The 16313-nt window shown below is 61.2% G+C and carries 10 protein-coding genes and 2 tRNA genes; 6 read left to right on the forward strand and 6 right to left on the reverse strand.

Annotated features, from left to right (window positions below; translation table 11 throughout):
- Window positions 1–156: 156 nt before the first annotated feature.
- Entirely contained in the window at window positions 157–3729 is a 3573-nt protein-coding gene (locus ODQ19_RS17105) for an ATP-binding protein (protein WP_330210728.1), read from the forward strand.
- A gap of 276 nt (window positions 3730–4005) precedes the next feature.
- Entirely contained in the window at window positions 4006–5250 is a 1245-nt protein-coding gene (locus tag ODQ19_RS17110; RefSeq protein ID WP_330210701.1) for an EAL domain-containing response regulator, read from the forward strand.
- On the opposite strand, the gene ODQ19_RS17115 is transcribed toward ODQ19_RS17110, so the two are convergent.
- Complete coding sequence (locus ODQ19_RS17115) at window positions 5219–5881, reverse strand: response regulator transcription factor (RefSeq protein ID WP_034133589.1); 663 nt, start codon at window positions 5879–5881, stop codon at window positions 5219–5221. The two genes, ODQ19_RS17110 and ODQ19_RS17115, sit on opposite strands and share 32 nt — an antisense overlap.
- Before the next feature lie 207 nt (window positions 5882–6088).
- On the opposite strand from ODQ19_RS17115, the gene ODQ19_RS17120 reads away from it, so the two are divergent.
- Window positions 6089–6373, forward strand: coding sequence for a DUF3509 domain-containing protein (locus tag ODQ19_RS17120; protein ID WP_020301357.1), 285 nt, complete (start codon window positions 6089–6091; stop codon window positions 6371–6373).
- A gap of 172 nt (window positions 6374–6545) precedes the next feature.
- Here the strand turns inward: ODQ19_RS17120 and ODQ19_RS17125 are convergent, their stop codons facing one another.
- Complete coding sequence (locus ODQ19_RS17125; protein ID WP_330210702.1) at window positions 6546–7745, reverse strand: CaiB/BaiF CoA transferase family protein; 1200 nt, start codon at window positions 7743–7745, stop codon at window positions 6546–6548.
- 137 nt (window positions 7746–7882) lie between these two features.
- Here ODQ19_RS17125 and ODQ19_RS17130 point away from each other — a divergent pair, with 137 nt between their 5' ends.
- Both ODQ19_RS17130 and recJ read left to right on the forward strand, forming a co-directional pair.
- Complete coding sequence (locus tag ODQ19_RS17130; RefSeq protein WP_003193952.1) at window positions 7883–8425, forward strand: YaeQ family protein; 543 nt, start codon at window positions 7883–7885, stop codon at window positions 8423–8425.
- Between the two features lie 150 nt (window positions 8426–8575).
- A complete protein-coding gene (recJ, locus tag ODQ19_RS17135; RefSeq protein ID WP_330210703.1) occupies window positions 8576–10285 on the forward strand; it encodes a single-stranded-DNA-specific exonuclease RecJ in 1710 nt (569 codons plus the stop codon).
- 139 nt (window positions 10286–10424) lie between these two features.
- Here the strand turns inward: recJ and ODQ19_RS17140 are convergent, their stop codons facing one another.
- The 4 genes from ODQ19_RS17140 to ODQ19_RS17155 all read right to left on the reverse strand — a co-directional run bounded on the left by ODQ19_RS17140 (window position 10425) and on the right by ODQ19_RS17155 (window position 14947).
- A complete protein-coding gene (locus ODQ19_RS17140; RefSeq protein ID WP_116666043.1) occupies window positions 10425–11705 on the reverse strand; it encodes a virulence factor family protein in 1281 nt (426 codons plus the stop codon).
- The gene (gene mprF / locus ODQ19_RS17145; protein WP_330210704.1) at window positions 11705–14347 is read right to left on the reverse strand and encodes a bifunctional lysylphosphatidylglycerol flippase/synthetase MprF; all 2643 of its coding nucleotides are present in this window, start codon (window positions 14345–14347) and stop codon (window positions 11705–11707) included. Before mprF ends, ODQ19_RS17140 begins: the two co-directional genes overlap by 1 nt.
- Before the next feature lie 280 nt (window positions 14348–14627).
- Window positions 14628–14704 (reverse strand) — tRNA-Met (locus ODQ19_RS17150).
- A gap of 166 nt (window positions 14705–14870) precedes the next feature.
- A tRNA-Met gene (locus tag ODQ19_RS17155) sits at window positions 14871–14947 on the reverse strand.
- A gap of 278 nt (window positions 14948–15225) precedes the next feature.
- Between ODQ19_RS17155 and dinB the strand changes: the two genes are divergently transcribed.
- A complete protein-coding gene (gene dinB, locus ODQ19_RS17160; RefSeq protein ID WP_003193948.1) occupies window positions 15226–16284 on the forward strand; it encodes a DNA polymerase IV in 1059 nt (352 codons plus the stop codon).
- The last annotated feature ends 29 nt before the right edge of the window (window positions 16285–16313 follow it).

A 16313-nucleotide genomic window follows, 5' to 3' on the forward strand; every position in this document is an offset into this window, starting at 1 on the left:
AAGCCCGCTCCCACATTTGAGACGGTTTCATCCACCCAAGACGTGGTGGGGCAACAGTCAGCTTTTTTTGCAGTCGGCCAAGCCCGTCCTCGTGACGGGCTTTTTCATTCTGGCGAGCCATACTTGCCCATTCGCCCAATCAAGGAAACCCAACCGGTGCAGGTGTTGATCCAATGGACGTTGAAGCTGGTGTGCCTGTTGTGGTTCACCCAGGTGCCCATGAGCCTGGCCGCCGTCAGCCTGCCGTTCAAACTGGTGCCGGCGTTTATCGCGCTTGAGCCTATGCCGCTGGCGCCAACGGAGCAGCAGTGGTTGGCGGCGCATCGGACGTTGAAGGTGGGCATCTCGATAGATGACTACCAGCCGATCGATATCACCCGCGACCGCAATCGCTACCAGGGCATCAGCGCCGATTACTTGAGCCTGGTTGGCGCGCGGCTGGGTGTGCCCATGCAAGTGCTGGGTTTTTCCGAGCGCGCCCAGGCGGTTGAAGCCCTGCGTAACGGCACCATCGACATTCTCACCAGTGCCAATGGTTACGAGCGTGACGTACCTGGCCTTCAGTTCACCCCGGACTACATGCCTGATCGTTCGGTGGTGGTGCTGCGTCGCGACGATACCCAAGGCGACGATCTGGCCGGCAAGAAGCTGGTGTTGCTCGACGGCTACGCCAACGTGCAGAAGGTTCACGCGGCGTATCCCGACAGTCACATCATGCTCGCCCCCAACCTCTACAGCGGCCTTGAAGCCTTGAAGCAGGGCGACGTCGATGCGTTTATCGGCAACGAAGTGATTGTGCGCGCCTATAAATCGCTGCGGCCTTACCTGGGGTTGCAGATCAAGGAGCAAAGCCGGCTGGCGCCCATCGGTTTTGCCTTTGCCACCCGCCAGGCCGATCCGTTGTTGGGGGCCATGATGACCCGCGCGCTGGCAAGCCTCGACGAGTCGGTCCAGCGCGAAATCCTCGCGCGCTGGACCACCGGGCTCGGCGTCGGTATCAGTGGTGAGCGCGTTGCGTTGTCGGCGTCGGAACAGGCCTGGGTGCGTGAGCATCCCCATGTCGTGGTGGTGGCCCAGCAGATGTCGCCTTACATTTTCAGGGACAAGGACGGCCAGTGGGTTGGCTTGAATGTCGACCTGTTGAATCGCATCTCGCGCATGACCGGTTTGCAGTTTGTCTATGAAGAGGTGGGTTCTACTGCGCAAACCCTGGAATGGCTGGAAACCGGCCGGGCGCAGATGAACACGACCCTGGCTGTGAATCAGGAGCGCAGTGCGCTGCTCAACTTCAGCCATGGTTTTGGCGGGTCCGGCTGGGTGTTTATCGAACGTGCCGATGCCGCGCCCCTGACGGGCTTGAACCAGTTGGACGGCAAGGTGCTGGCATTGCCGGCGCGCCACGTCATGGAGAGCCAGATTCGCCATGACCATCCGCGTATCAAGGTGCGCCTGGTGGACAATTACACCCAGGCCCGTGAGTTGGTGCGACGAGGCGAGGCCGCCGCCACGATACAGACCGAAGTGGAAGTGCAGAGTTACACGGCGGATGGCCTGCGTATCGGCCGCAGTGTCGATGGCAAGTGGTCGTCCAACTGCCTGTCGGTGCGCAAGGACCAACCTGAGCTGCTGAGCATTCTGAACAAGGCCCTGGAGGCGTTGCCGGTGGCTGAGCTGAGTGCGTTGCGCCTGCGTTGGATCGGTGCCGTGGCGATCCCGCTGCCGGCCTGGCAACGCGTACCGCCCTGGGCCTATTGGACGGTAGCCACGGCGCTGCTGTTTGTGTTGGTGTCGCTGGTGTGGAACAGCCGGCTCAAGCGCCAGATTCGCCAACGGCTGGAGGCCGAGCAACGGCTCAATGACCAGTTGGCGTTCAAGCGCGCACTGCTCGACGGCATGCCCAACCCGCTGTTCGTCCGCGACCTGGACGGGTGCCTGGTGACCTGCAATAAAAGTTATGAACAGCAATTGGCGACCCGGCTGGAGCTGATCCAGGGCCTGACGCTGATGGAAAGCAAGGTCGTGCCCGACGCCACGGCGGCGCGCCTGCACGAAGGGCACATGGAGCAATTGGCCACGCAGCAGCCGATGTTTGTCGACCGGCAATTGGAACTCAACGGCGGCAGTTATCACGTCTATCAGTGGACTGTGCCCTTTTTCGATGCTCAGGGCCGCTTGCAAGGGTTGCTGGGCGGCTGGATCGATATCAACGAACGCAAAGATCTGGAGCGTCAGTTGATGGACGCTCGCCAGGCCGCCGACGAAGCGAACTACGCCAAAAGTGCATTTCTATCGGCCTTGAGCCACGAGATTCGCACCCCCATGACCGCCATCATTGGCTTGCTCGAACTGGAGCAAGAGCGTTGCCTGGCAAGCGGCCAGCCGGTTTCCGAGGCGCTGCAGGTGGCCGATCGTTCGGCGCGCGAGTTGATTGCGCTGATGGGCGACAGCCTGGACTTGGCCAAGATCGAGGCCGGCCACTTGCAACTGGCGCCACAGACCACTGAGTTGAAGCGCTTTTTCGAGGGTATCCAGAGCCTGTTCGAAGCCACGGCGCAAAAGAAGGGCCTGCATCTGACCCTGGCGTTTGATCCGGTTGCTCAGGGCTATTACTGGTTCGACCCGCTCCGGCTACGCCAGGTTATGCACAACCTGTTGGGCAATGCGCTCAAATTTACCGAGCGGGGCGGGGTTCACCTCAGCGTGACCTGCCAACGGGATGAGACCGATACCGAATACCTGCACCTGTGCGTCAAGGACAGTGGCCCGGGCATCAGCGCCGAGCAACAGCCGCGGGTGTTCAAGCCGTTTACCCAGGTAAGCGCCTTGACCGCTGCGCAGCATGGAGGCACCGGGCTAGGCCTGAGTATCTGCAAACAACTGGTGGAATTGATGGGCGGGAGCATTCACCTCGACAGCGTGGTGGGCGAGGGGACGGTGGTGTGCATTGACCTGCGCCTGGACCGGGTCAGCACCGATGATGTGCCGGCAACGCCCACCGCGACGGTGTCACCGACGGGGCGTAGCCTGTCGGTACTGGTGGTGGATGATTTGGCGGCCAACCGCCTGGTGCTGGCGCAGCAGTTGCAGTTCCTCGGTCATCAAGTGGTCGCCCTGGAGTCGGCCGAGGCCGCGTTGCAACGCTGGCGTGAGCAGCGTTTTGACGTGCTGGTCACCGATTGCCAGATGCCCGGCATGTCCGGCTATGCCTTGAGTGCGGCGATACGGCGCCTCGAAGCCGAGGAGCAACGGCCTCGCAGCGCGCTGGTGGGTTGCACCGCGAACGCCATGAAAGATGAACAACGCCGCTGCGAGGACGTCGGTATGGATGAACTGCTGGTCAAGCCGGTGACCCTGGAACACTGGACCCAAGTGCTGGCACGCGTGGCGCCCCAGCGTTCGTTCGATATCGAGGCCCTGCGCACCATGACCCAGGCCGATGGCCCGGTGCTGCAAAGCATGTTGCAGGAACTGGTCAAGAGCCTGGACCACGAACACGAGGTATTGGCGGGAGCCCTGGCCGAGCGCGACGTGACACGCTTGAATGCATCGCTGCATCGGCTCAAGGGCATTTGCTCGCTGGTGGACGCACTGCCACTCGCCAAGGCCTGTGTCGCCCTTGAGCAGTGCGCCCGTGAACAGCGCGGCGCCGAGCTTGAAGAACCCTGGTTGCGCTTGTCCGAGGTGCTCAAGGCGTTTCGTCGCGACCTGCGACCCTATCTGGATGCGTAACCCAGCCTGTATGCCGATCAGCCAAGCGAACGCAATGCTCAAAGCAACGAAGATCAAATGTGGGAGCTGGCTTGCCTGCGATAGCGGTAGTGCTGTAACAGATGTAGCGACTGACACACCGCCTTCGCAGGCAAGCCAGCTCCCACAGGAGATCTGCGCTTGACCGACAAGGCTTGCCCCTCCCACATTTAAGGAAACTTTTAGGACACGTCCTATGGGACACGGCGCAGCGTATGGCTACTGTGCAGGACTTTCCCTGCACCGACACCTTTACCCATGCGATCCCTGAACGTCCTGATCCTCGAAGACAACCCGTTTCAACTGATGGCCCTGCACCAGATGCTCAATGCCAACGGCGTGTTCAATGTACGGGCCGCGGAAACGGTCGAAATCGCCCGCCAATCCCTGGACAGCAAAGGCCCGGTGGATATCGCCATCTGCGATCTGTACCTGGAGCAGGGCGATGGCCTGGCGTTGATCCGTGAGTTGGCGGAACGCCGCCTGGCCCAGGTGTTGATCCTGCTCAGCAACGCCGAGCCCGACGTGCTGGAAGGCGTGGCGAACATGGCCCGCCAATTGGGGCTCAAGGTCTTGGCGTGCTTGCCCAAGCCGGCCTCGGCCAAGCTGATCGGGCAAGTACTGAGCGATTGTCAGGAGCACTTGCGCCCAGGGCCAGCGGTGCTGTCCTGGGAGCGCGTCCGTCAACTGCTGAGCTTGAGCGAGCGGGAACAACTGCCGCCCTCGGCGGATGTCAGCCAGGCGACTATCGCAGCCTGTGGCAGGGTCTGGTACCAGCCCATCGTCAGTCAGGCCGGTGTGTTGCAAGGGGTGGAGGCGCTGGCGCGTTGGCAGTTGCAGGACGGTGAGCTATTGCTGCCTGACGAGTTCCTGCCGGTGCTGGAGTTTGCCGGTATGGAAGAGGCGTTTACCTGGCATGTGCTGGAGCAGGCGCTTGGCCTGGCGAACCAGGTGATGGGCGAAAGCGGCCGAGTGCTGCCGGTAGCTGTGAACATTCCCGGGCGTATGCTGGAGCGCGAGCACTTCCCCCAGGTGCTGCAAGGTTTGCTGCAACTTCATGGTGTGCCCGCCCATAGCCTGACCCTGGAGCTGGTGGAAACATCGACATTGAAAACCGACAGCGCCCATGTCACCGGCTTGTTGCGCTTGCGCATGTTGGGTTGCCAGTTATCCATCGGCGACTTCGGCATGGGCGGCACCAGCCTGCAGCATTTGCTGGAACTGCCTTTTACCGAGCTGAAAATTCCCCCGGCGTTTGCCTGTGGGATGGCCAATGATGATCGCAAGGCCGCTGTGGTGGCAGGCGCCATGAGCATGGCGGCGCGCCTGGGCGTTGCCGTGGTGGTCACCGGCGTGGAAACCGCCGCCGACTATCACGCCGTGGGCGAACTGGGCGCGGCGTGGCTGCAAGGCTGCTTTATCGCCCGGCCGATGGAGGCCGCGGCGCTCAAGCAATGGATCGCATTTCAGGCTAGGCCAGCCCGTGTTCCTGCACGTAAATAAACAGGGCGGCATCGTTGACCAGCCCCAGCTTGCGCATGGCGCTGACTTTTTGCGCGCTGACGGTCTGCTTGCTGCGATGCAGGTGCGCGGCGATCTCGCCCACCGTCATGCCACTGGCCAACAGGCGAATCACCTCCAGTTCCCGGGGTGACAGGTGCTCCTGGGAATGCAGGCGATCAGCGCCGACTTCTCCGGCCAAGCTCAACGCCTGGCGGATGGTCTGGGCCACATAGGTACGTTGCTGGCGCACCTGGCGGATCGCCTGGGGCAGCTCATCGGCCAGGCTGGCCTTGCTCAGCAGGCCCATCACACCCAATGCCAGGATGGAGTGAAACAACCCGGCATTGTTGAGCATGGTCACCACCACAATGGGCAGGTGCGGGTAGTGCCGGCGCAGTTGCTCGATCAAGCGCAGCCCGTCGGCCTGGGGCTCGACGGGCATCATGAAGTCGGTCACCACCACATCGCAGGCACAGTGCTGCAACAGCGCACTGAGGGCCTGGGGGGAATTGGCCTCGCCGACGATGCTAATGTGCGGGTCACGTTCGAGCACGGCGCGCAGGCCAATCAGGAAAATCGGGTGATCGTCGGCAATCACGATACGCAAGGGCGGTTCAGACGCAGCTCTCAAGGCAGGCTCCCAGGACAATCCAGGGATTCTAGCCTGTGAACTGTTGTTTTTTCTCTGTCATCTTTTCCGTGCATGCTCGTTTTCCTCAAGCAGTGGATTACACAAAAGGTAGAACTTTCTGCTTTGAGCACGGGTCACTTGAATGTCAGCCTCTTCGTGACATTTTTGTTTTTCGAACCTTTTTCGAATGATTGAGTGGTGATCGAGATGGAAAGTATCAACCTATTGCTCAGCCAAGCACTGAGCCCTTATCAGGTTACGCTGACCTCTGCCGGTATGCGCGACGACTGCCTGGTAACCGTGAAGAACCCCGGTGGTGCCATCGTGGTTGAACGTGAAGTCGATCGTGCGCAATTGAGCGACAAGCGCGCACTGGTTGATGTGGTGGATTGCCTGCTCCGCGACCTGAAAATTGCCGAAGGGCGCCTGGAACCTTCAGTCATCGCTGCCTTGCGCAACGCCTCCCAAACCCGTGGCGGCGCACTGGCATGAAACATTATTTTTCTTCGGAACCTTCCTACAAGCTGGTCAGTCAGAGTTTGTAACAGCAAGAGCAGGCATTGTGCTCCGGTGTTTGTCGCTTGCTGTGCGGGTCTTTTTGTAGACCACGTTTAACCCCGAGTTGTCTCCCCACTGCTCGGGGTTTCTTTTTGCCTGGGATTTGTCAGATCGCGCCATCCTCGCGCAGGCGAGTGATAGCCGCCGCGTCGTAGCCGAGGGCATTGAGCACCTGGCTGTTGTGTTCACCCAGCTGCGGGCCGACCCATTCGCAACTGCCTGGGGTGTCCGAGAGCTTGGGCACGATGCCGGGCATCTTGAAGTCCTTGCCGCCCGGCAACTGCGCCTTGAGGAACATTTCCCGGGCCAGGAATTGCGGGTCGCCCAGCATGTCTTCGGCGCTGTAGATGCGGCTGGCGGGCACCTCCGCTTTGTTCAGATGCTCAATCACCTGGTCGAGCGACAGCGAATTGACCCAGCGATCAATCACGCCGTACAGCTCATCGCGGCGAGCGTCACGCCCGTCATTGCTGGCCAGTGCAGGGTCGTCCGCCAAGTCGTCACGGCCGATCACCCGCATGAAGCGCTTGAAGATCGCATCGCCATTGGCGCCGATCTGCACATGCTTGCCGTCTGCGGTGGTGTGGATCGAGGACGGGGTGATGCCGGGCATGATGTTGCCGGTGCGCTCCCGGATAAAACCGAACACATCGAACTCGGGGATCATGCTTTCCATCATGGCGAAGATGGCTTCATACAGCGCCACATCCACCACTTGGCCCAGGCCGCCGTTGACTTCGCGGTGACGCAGCGCCATCAGCGCGCCGATCACCGCCCACAACGCGGCGATCGAGTCGCCGATGGAAATCCCGGTGCGCACCGGCGGGCGGTCCTCGAAGCCGGTGATATAGCGCAAGCCGCCCATGGATTCACCCACGGCTCCAAACCCTGGCTGATCCTTCATCGGCCCCGTCTGGCCGAAGCCCGAGAGGCGTACCATCACCAGCTTGGGGTTGAGGGCGTGCAGGGTTTCCCAACTCAGGCCGAGTTTCTCCAGCACGCCGGGGCGGAAGTTTTCGATCAGAATGTCGGCGTCGGCCAACAGTTGCTTGAGAATCGCCAGGCCCTCAGGGTGCTTGAGGTTGAGGGTCAGCGACTGCTTGTTGCGGGCCTGCACGAACCACCACAGCGAAGTGCCTTCATACAGCTTGCGCCATTTGCGCAGCGGGTCACCGCCGTCCGGGGATTCGACCTTGATCACCTCGGCGCCGAATTCAGCGCAAATGCGTGAGGCAAACGGGCCGGCGATCAGGGTGCCCAGTTCGATGACTTTCAGGCCGGCAAGTGGTTTGGCGTTGAGCGACATGGGGATCCTTACAAGCGCGGGACGATGATGTCCTGCTTTTTAACATAGGCGAGCCGCGCGGATGCAGCGCAGTATTCGTTCAATGCCCTCGCCATCGGTTAGACTGGCCGCCTTTCCTTGTCTTTAGAAGCCCGTTCATGGCCCAGCCGTCCACGACCTACAAGTTCGAACTCAACCTCACCGACCTCGACCGTTCGGTGTACGAGAGCGTCAAACAGACCATTGCCCGCCACCCTTCGGAAACCGAAGAGCGCATGACCGTGCGCTTGTTGGCCTACGCCCTCTGGTACAACGAGCAACTGGCGTTCGGGCGTGGCCTGTCGGATGTAGACGAACCGGCCCTGTGGGAAAAAAGCCTGGATGATCGGGTCCTGCACTGGATCGAAGTCGGCCAGCCGGATGCCGATCGCCTGACCTGGTGCTCGCGCCGCACCGAGCGCACCAGCCTGCTGGCCTATGGCAGCCTGCGTGTGTGGGAAGGCAAGGTAGTGCCGGTGGCCAACAACCTGAAGAACGTGCACATCGCTGCCGTGCCCCAGGAAGTGTTGGAGACCCTGGCCAAGGACATGCCGCGGGTGATCAAGTGGGATGTGATGATCAGCGAAGGCACGATCTTTGTGACCGATGACCGTGGCCAGCATGAAGTGCAACTGCAATGGCTGGTTGGCGAGCGCGGTTGAACCTTGGCTGAGCCCGGCTCCCTGTAGGAGCGAGCTTGCTCGCGAAAAACTCCAGGGCACCGCGATCACCCAGACATCCCGCGTCATCGTTAACCACCTTCGCGAGCAAGCTCGCTCCTACAATTATTAAAGAGAAGTTATCACCACCGTATGCGTATCGATCCCCGCCCATTGCCCGCCGTCCTGCCTTTTCTCGGTGAATTGCCGCCGCTGTTGACCCGTCTCTACGCCGCACGCGGGGTGCAGTCGGAGGCCGAGCTGGACAAGAGCCTGGCGCGGTTGATTCCCTATCAGCAGCTCAAGGGCATCGATGCGGCAGTGGACTTGCTGGTGGCCGCCCTGGAGCAGCGCCAACGCATCCTGATCGTCGGTGACTTCGACGCCGATGGCGCCACGGCGAGCACCGTGGGCACCCTGGGCCTGCGTTTGCTCGGCGCGGCCCACGTCGACTACCTGGTGCCCAACCGCTTCGAATACGGCTACGGCCTGACCCCGGAAATCGTCGCGGTGGCGCTGCAGCGCGAGCCGCAGTTGCTGATCACCGTGGACAACGGTATCTCCAGCGTCGAAGGCGTGGCGGCGGCGAAAGCGGCAGGGTTGCAGGTGCTGGTCACCGACCACCACTTGCCCGGCGATGAACTGCCGGCCGCCGACGCCATCGTCAATCCGAACCAGCCGGGCTGTACGTTTCCCAGCAAGGCCCTGGCCGGGGTCGGCGTGATCTTCTACGTGTTGATGGCCCTGCGGGCACGGTTGCGTAGCCTGGGTTGGTATGACAGCAAGCCCCAGCCGAACATCGGTGAACTGCTCGACCTCGTGGCCCTGGGCAGCGTCGCTGACGTGGTGCCGCTGGACGCCAACAACCGCATCCTCGTGCATCAGGGCCTGGAGCGTATTCGAGCCGGTCGGGCGCGCCCGGGGATCAAGGCGATCCTGGAAGTGGCCAAGCGTGATCATGCGCGTATCACCTCCACCGACCTGGGTTTTATCCTCGGCCCGCGTCTGAACGCGGCCGGACGCCTGGACGATATGAGCCTGGGCATCGAATGCCTGCTTACCACCGACTTCGCTGCCGCGCGGGAAATGGCCGCGCAGCTGGACGGCATGAACCAGGACCGTAAGTCCATCGAGCAAGGTATGCAGCGCGATGCCCTGGCTCAGCTCAAGGACCTGCCGGTGGAGTCGATGCCGTACGGTCTGTGCCTGTTCGACCCGGAGTGGCACCAAGGGGTGATCGGGATCCTTGCGTCACGCATGAAGGAGCGTTATTTCCGCCCGACCATCGCCTTCGCCGATGCCGGCGATGGCCTGCTCAAGGGCTCTGGACGCTCGGTGCAAGGCTTTCATATCCGCGATGCGCTGGCGGTCGTCGCCAGCCAGCACCCCAACCTAATCACCAAGTACGGCGGCCACGCCATGGCCGCTGGGCTGACCTTGCCGGAGGCCAACTTCCCATTGTTTGCGCAAGCCTTCGATGCCGAAGTGCGCCGGCAATTGCGCGAAGAAGACCTCACCGGCCGCCTGCTTTCAGACGGCACCCTGGCGGTGGAAGAGTTTCACCTGGAACTGGCCCGCGCCCTGCGCCATGCCGGCCCGTGGGGGCAGCACTTTCCCGAGCCGTTGTTTCACGGGGTATTCCAGTTGGTGGAGCAGCGGGTGGTGGGCGAGCGACATCTGAAAGTGGTGCTCAAGAGCGAATGCGGGTCGGTGAAGCTCGATGGAATTGCCTTTGGGGTAGACCGTGAAGTGTGGCCGAACCCGACGGTGCGTTGGGTGGAGTTGGCCTACAAGCTGGATGTGAACGAGTTTCGGGGCAATGAGACGGTGCAGTTGATGATTGCCCACATCGAACCGCGCTGATTATTAGCAACACCACACATCAAAAATGTGGGAGCGGGCTTGCTCGCGAAAGCGGTGGATCAGTCACAGCTGCATTGACTGACATTCCGTATTCGCGAGCAAGCCCGCTCCCACATTTGGTTTTGTGTACAGCCTTGAGCTATTCGGCTTTGGCCTGATGCTTGACGATAATATCCACCAAGCGCTTGGCCAGCGCCGGGTAGTTCTCATCGAAGTGATGCCCGCCCGGCAGCTTCATGGCTTCGCCCACGGCGGTCTTGTCGGTGCAGCCACTCTCGTCGACTTCTTCGGCGCCGTAGATGCATACGACTTTCTCAGGCGGCAGCTTGGCCATTTCGGGGCCGGTGGCGGCTTCTTTGCCGGCGTTGCCCAGCCAGCCTTCCACTTCGATTTCAAAGCTGCCGGTGCGGGCGAACGCCAGCAAGATGATCGCGTCTACCCGTTGCTGTTCGTTCTCTGGCATACGGTTGTAGATCGCCGGCAATACATCGGCGCCGAACGAGTAACCGGTCAGCACGAAGCGCTTGGTGCCCCACTTTTGCCGGTAGTGTTGCATCAGCTCGGTGAGGTCCTTGGCGCTTTGCTCCGGCGTCTTGTGCTGCCAGTAGTAGCGCAGGGTGTCGATGCCGACGACCGGGTAGCCGATCTTCGCCATCTCGCCCGCCACGTCGCGGTCCAGGTCGCGCCAGCCGCCGTCACCGGAGAGGAACAGGGTCACGGTGTCCTTGGCTTGGCCGGCAGGCACTTCTACCACCGGAATCGCCAGCCCGCCGTTGTCCGAACCGACCAGTTGCTTGCGCAGTTCGTTATTCAGCACCTGTGGGTAATGAATGTCGTAGTCGCTGATGCTGGTGGTGGCGCGCGGTGTGTCGCGTACGAAACTGGCGCTTTCATCGTCAGGGTTATCGTTCCACGCCACTAGCCAGCTGCCATGGGCGGCGGTTTTCGGCAGCGGGTCGTTGCAGCCTTCCTGTTTAAGGGCGAAGCCCACGGAGATGGCGTTGGCCTTGTCGTCGTTCTGGGTGGCCAGCCAGCGCCAGGCGAGTGCGGCGCCAGGGCCGATGCCGCTGACCAGGGTCGCGGGGCCTTTCAGCTGGGCCAGGGCGCCTTGCAGGGCTTTCTCCTGCAACGCGCAGTCATCTTTTGGCAGCACCACCTGAACCAGTTGCGCAGTACCGCCCTGGCTCAGGGCAACCAGTTGGCTGTCGGTCAGGGTTTCGTCGGCCATCACCGCCACGGCCACGCGGGCTTTTGCGTTGCTGGCCGGGGTCACGCGGGTCATTACCGAACCGTCGGCCTGGGGCAAATGCTCCAGGGTCGGCTGCGGGGCAGGGCGGTTCCAGTACCAGAAGCCGCCCGCCGCGATCAGCGCGAGCAGCACCACTAAGGCCAATACATACCGCCAGGAGCGTCGAATCATCAGCGTTTCACCAATCCAGTCAAGCCGCCCGCGATCAGGGCGGCGGTATCGGCCAATGCCACCAGCGGATCCAGTCCTGCGGGCACGGCCATGTAACGGGGTTCCCAGTCGGGCTGGAACTTGTCTTTGAAGCGGCGCAAACCTTGGAAGTTATACAGTTGCTCGCCACGGCGGAACACCATCGAGCCCAGGCGCTGGGTCAGCGGTGCGCCACGGCGCGGTTGCAAGCCCGACAACGGCACCATGCCGAGGCTGAAGCGTGCGTAGTCGTGACTCTTATAATGTTGAATCAGGCCCACCATCATGAACTCCATGGTCAACTTGGGCGCGTCCGGATGGGCACGCATCAGGTCGAGGCTGGCCAGGTCGTGATTGTAGGTTTCGAGCAAATTGGCGAAGGCCACCGGGCGCCCTTCGAAGCGAATGATCGCGATACGAAAGTGCTTGAGGTAGTCATCGCTGAAACGGCCCAGGGAGAAGCCCTTTTCCCGCACATTCTTACCTGTAAGCCAGGCATCGGAGATGACTTTTAATTCATCCATCGGCGCCTTGCCCGGTTCGCAGATCTCCAGGGACAGGCCGTCCCGGGTGCCACGGTTCCAGGTGTAGCGCAAATCCTTCATTTCTTTGCCCTTGGCTTCCAGGTCAAAGCGTTTCAGGTCGACGCGGGCTTCTTCACCCAGTTTGATCGCGGTGAGGCCGATGTCCATGTAATACGGCAGGTTCTCGGCGCGTACCTGGTAGAACACCGGGCGGGCGTGGTGAATGTCGCACAGATCGCGGAACTGCCAGATCATCTCGGCGCGCGGTTGGGTCGGGCCGATCGGGTCGTACAAGGCCACCAGGCTACGCCCGCGACGGGCATACATCAGGAAGGCTTCATCGTTGGGGTGAAACAGCAGCGCCTTGTCGCCGGTGAGCGCCAGGCCACCGTCGGGTTGGGACGAGGCCATCAGGATCTTGCTGGCGCGCTCCAGTTCTTCCGGGGTCGGCAGGTGAATGACCGGGCGTGCCGTGCGCAGCAGCCAGGTCAGCGACACGATCACCAGCAACACGGCGGCGCCGAGCAGCGAACGCAAACCACGCGGGGCGTTGGCGTCGAGGGTGAACTGCCACCAGAGTTGATGGCTGTAGGGCACGTCCTGGTAGGCAAACAGCAGCAGCCAGATCGAAGCGCCGAGCACGCAGACACTGGCCACCAGGTACAGCGGCGAAAACGGCAGCTCGGTCAGGCGACTGGCGCGGTAGAACGAGCGGCGGAAGATTGCCAGCAGCACTGCGGTCATGGTCATCAGGCTGGCTTCTTCCCAGTCGAAGCCTTTAAGCAGCGAGAGCAGGGCACCGACCAGCAGCAATACCATGGTCAGCATCCAGGCGGCCGATAACCGCCGACGCAGGCCCTGGGCGAGCAACAGGCACAACACGCCGATCAGGCTGGCACCGAAGTGCGACGCGTCAATCAGACGATGGGGAATCAGGAAGCCGATGTTTTCCAGGCGTGAGTCGATCTCTGGCGTGGCGCCGGAAAACAGCAGGACCACGCCGGACAAAAAAACCAGGACGGCCAATACTGGCGCTGCCAGCCCCGACGCTACCCGCAGGCTTTGCTGGGTCTGGAACAGGCGCTGGGCCTCGTTGACCAGCAGGAACACACAGGCGATCAGCAGCGGCAATACCACGTAGATCATCCGGTACAGCAGCAAGGCGGCAGCCAGGGGCGCGGCACCGAGTTTGTCGGCAAAGGCCGCCAGCAGGATCGCTTCGAATACACCTACGCCGCCCGGCACATGGCTGAGCACACCGGCGGCCAGGGCCAGCAGGTACACCAGCAGGAACGGGCCGAAGGGCGGTGCTTCCGGCAACAGCATATAAAGGACGGCAGCGGCAGCGGCTACGTCCAGTGCGGTGATGATCAGCTGCAGGAAGGTCAGGCGGCGGCCCGGCAGGCGCAGGGTGCGACGCCCGGCCTTGACCAGCAGGTTATCGGGGTAGGGCTGTTCCGGCAGGCGGCGGCGATAAATGCCGATGCACAGCATGGCCGACAACACCAACACGGCGCCGGAAATCCCCCCGAGCAGGCTTTGCGGTAAATGCAGGTAAGTCGAGGCCGCCGGCAAATTGCTCAGTGTCGCCAATGCGGCCAGTGGCGGCAGGGCGCAGCCCAGGGCCAGGCTGGCGAACACGGTCATGTGCGCCACTTCCGATGCGCCGATGCCGTGGCGTGCATATAAACGGTAGCGCACCGAACCGCCCGAGAGCATCGACAAGCCAATGGCGTTGCCGATGGCAAAGGCGGTGAAGCCGCCCAGGGCCAGGGTCTTGGCGGGTAACTTCACTCCGGCATAGCGTGCGCCGGAAAATTCATAACCGAGCAGGATAATGAAACCTGCGACTGCCGCTGCAAACGCACCGAGCAAGGCTGGCTTGGGCACTTCCAGAATCGAATCGTGGAGTGCGTAGAGATCCAGTTCCAGCAGCAGGTGCCGGCAGGCGATCAGGGCGATTGCAAACAACAGCAGCGTTACGGCCAGGCCAATGGGCTGGCGATACTTGCTCAACAAATCCAGCCATCGCAAGCGGGTAGGCGTGATCGGTTGTTCTGCTGTGACGGTGTCTTGTGGTTCAGACGAGTTGGCGCGCATCAATCACCTCGTGGATTGTGCGCGACAGGATGGAGGTATCCAGCCAAGTTACCAATCCCTATGGACAAAATAATTACAAATATTAACGCGGATCGCCGGGGGCGGCGACTGCGGCCATTGGTCGTAGAGGGGTAGCGCTTGAGCATTGAGCATAGCGTGCAATGAGATGGACTCTGCAAACCGTCTACGGTTTCATGAAAGATGCCATGCCATTGTTTCAGAAGAACTTTTTCGCCAGATACAAAAAAGGCCACTCTTTCGAGTAGCCTTTTTTGATGTTTGGTTGCGGGAGCCGGATTTGAACCGACGACCTTCGGGTTATGAGCCCGACGAGCTACCAGACTGCTCCATCCCGCGTCTGTGGGCGGCATTCTACAGCCCAACGGCAGGGTGTCAACCGTTAATGAGCTGATCGCTGAAATAAGCGCTAATTATTCTGAAATCAAGGTGTTGGCTGCATTGTGCAGGCAAAAACAGGCGTGCACAAAAAAGGCCACTCTTTCGAGTAGCCTTTTTTGATGTTTGGTTGCGGGAGCCGGATTTGAACCGACGACCTTCGGGTTATGAGCCCGACGAGCTACCAGACTGCTCCATCCCGCGTCTGTGTGTCGGCATTCTACAGAGGAACGCGAGTGTGTCAACCCGTAAATCTAAGAAAAGCGCTTGTGCTTCAATCGGTTAGCGCTTCAGAAGGCCGTTCCTGAGGGGCCCAGGCCAGGCAGGACAAGGCTTTCAGCTCTATTGGGATGCGAGATTCGATTGAAAAAATATATTCATCTGCGAAATTTCCTACCGCTCAGGCAGAAGATTCAAACTACTGGTGCTATATACAGGGGTGAGTGCGATACTGGCCACCCGTTGGTTAACACCCCGTTTATATGACGCAGCGCAAAATCATCCACGTCGACTGTGATTGCTTCTACGCCGCCATCGAGATGCGCGACGACCCGAGCCTGGCGCAAAAGCCCTTGGCCGTCGGTGGCTCGGCAGATCGGCGCGGGGTGATCGCCACCTGCAACTACGAGGCGCGGGCGTATGGGGTGCGTTCGGCGATGTCGTCACGTCATGCCTTGAAGCTGTGCCCGGACTTGACCATCGTTAAGCCGCGCATGGATGCCTATAAAGAAGCATCGAAAGAAATCCAACTGATCTTCCGCGACTACACCGACTTGATCGAGCCGTTGTCGCTGGATGAGGCTTACCTCGACGTGTCTGACAGCCCGCATTTTGGCGGCAGCGCCACGCGTATTGCCCAGGACATTCGGCGTCGGGTCTCCAACCAGTTGCATATCACTGTTTCTGCCGGCGTGGCGCCCAACAAGTTTTTGGCCAAGATCGCCAGCGACTGGAAAAAGCCCAACGGCCTGTTTGTGATCACGCCGGATCAGGTTGAAGACTTTGTCTCGCAGTTGCGTGTCAGCAAGCTGCATGGCGTGGGCAAGGTTACCGCCGACAAGCTGGCGCGCCTGGGCATCGAAGACTGCCTGCAATTGCGCGACTGGAACAAACTGGCGCTGGTGCGCGAATTCGGCAGTTTTGGCGAGCGCCTCTGGAGCCTGGCCCGTGGCATCGATGACCGCGTGGTGCAAAACGACAGTCGGCGGCAATCCATCAGTGTGGAAAATACCTTCGACGTGGACCTGCCGGACCTTTCAAGCTGCCTGGCGAAACTGCCCGAGCTGATGGAAACCCTGGCCGGGCGCATGGCGCGTATCGACAGCAGCTACCGGGCGGGCAAGCCGTTCGTGAAAGTGAAGTTTCATGACTTTACCCAGACGACGTTGGAGCAGGCCGGGGCAGGGCGGGATCTGGAGAGTTATGAACAGTTGATGACCCAGGCGTTCAATCGTGGGGGCAAGCCGGTGCGGTTGCTGGGGATAGGGGTGCGGTTGCTGGACCTGAGCGGCGGTAACGAACAGCTCGAGTTTTCCTGGTAAAAACCCGAAACAAATGTGGGAGCTGGCTT

Origin of the sequence: Pseudomonas sp. AM4(2022) (genome assembly GCF_036346515.1) — a bacterium.
GTDB lineage: Bacteria > Pseudomonadota > Gammaproteobacteria > Pseudomonadales > Pseudomonadaceae > Aquipseudomonas > Aquipseudomonas paracarnis.

Excerpts from the sequence above, each read along its gene's own strand:
- ODQ19_RS17125 (WP_330210702.1), bottom strand. The coding sequence starts at position 7,745 with ATGTCGCTCAACGCCAAACCACTTGCCGGCCTGAAAGTCATCGAACTG.
- ODQ19_RS17140 (WP_116666043.1), bottom strand. The coding sequence starts at position 11,705 with ATGATTCGACGCTCCTGGCGGTATGTATTGGCCTTAGTGGTGCTGCTC.
- recJ (WP_330210703.1), top strand. The coding sequence starts at position 8,576 with ATGCGTATCGATCCCCGCCCATTGCCCGCCGTCCTGCCTTTTCTCGGT.
- mprF (WP_330210704.1), bottom strand. The coding sequence starts at position 14,347 with ATGCGCGCCAACTCGTCTGAACCACAAGACACCGTCACAGCAGAACAA.
- dinB (WP_003193948.1), top strand. The coding sequence starts at position 15,226 with ATGACGCAGCGCAAAATCATCCACGTCGACTGTGATTGCTTCTACGCC.
- ODQ19_RS17130 (WP_003193952.1), top strand. The coding sequence starts at position 7,883 with ATGGCCCAGCCGTCCACGACCTACAAGTTCGAACTCAACCTCACCGAC.
- ODQ19_RS17120 (WP_020301357.1), top strand. The coding sequence starts at position 6,089 with ATGGAAAGTATCAACCTATTGCTCAGCCAAGCACTGAGCCCTTATCAG.
- ODQ19_RS17110 (WP_330210701.1), top strand. The coding sequence starts at position 4,006 with ATGCGATCCCTGAACGTCCTGATCCTCGAAGACAACCCGTTTCAACTG.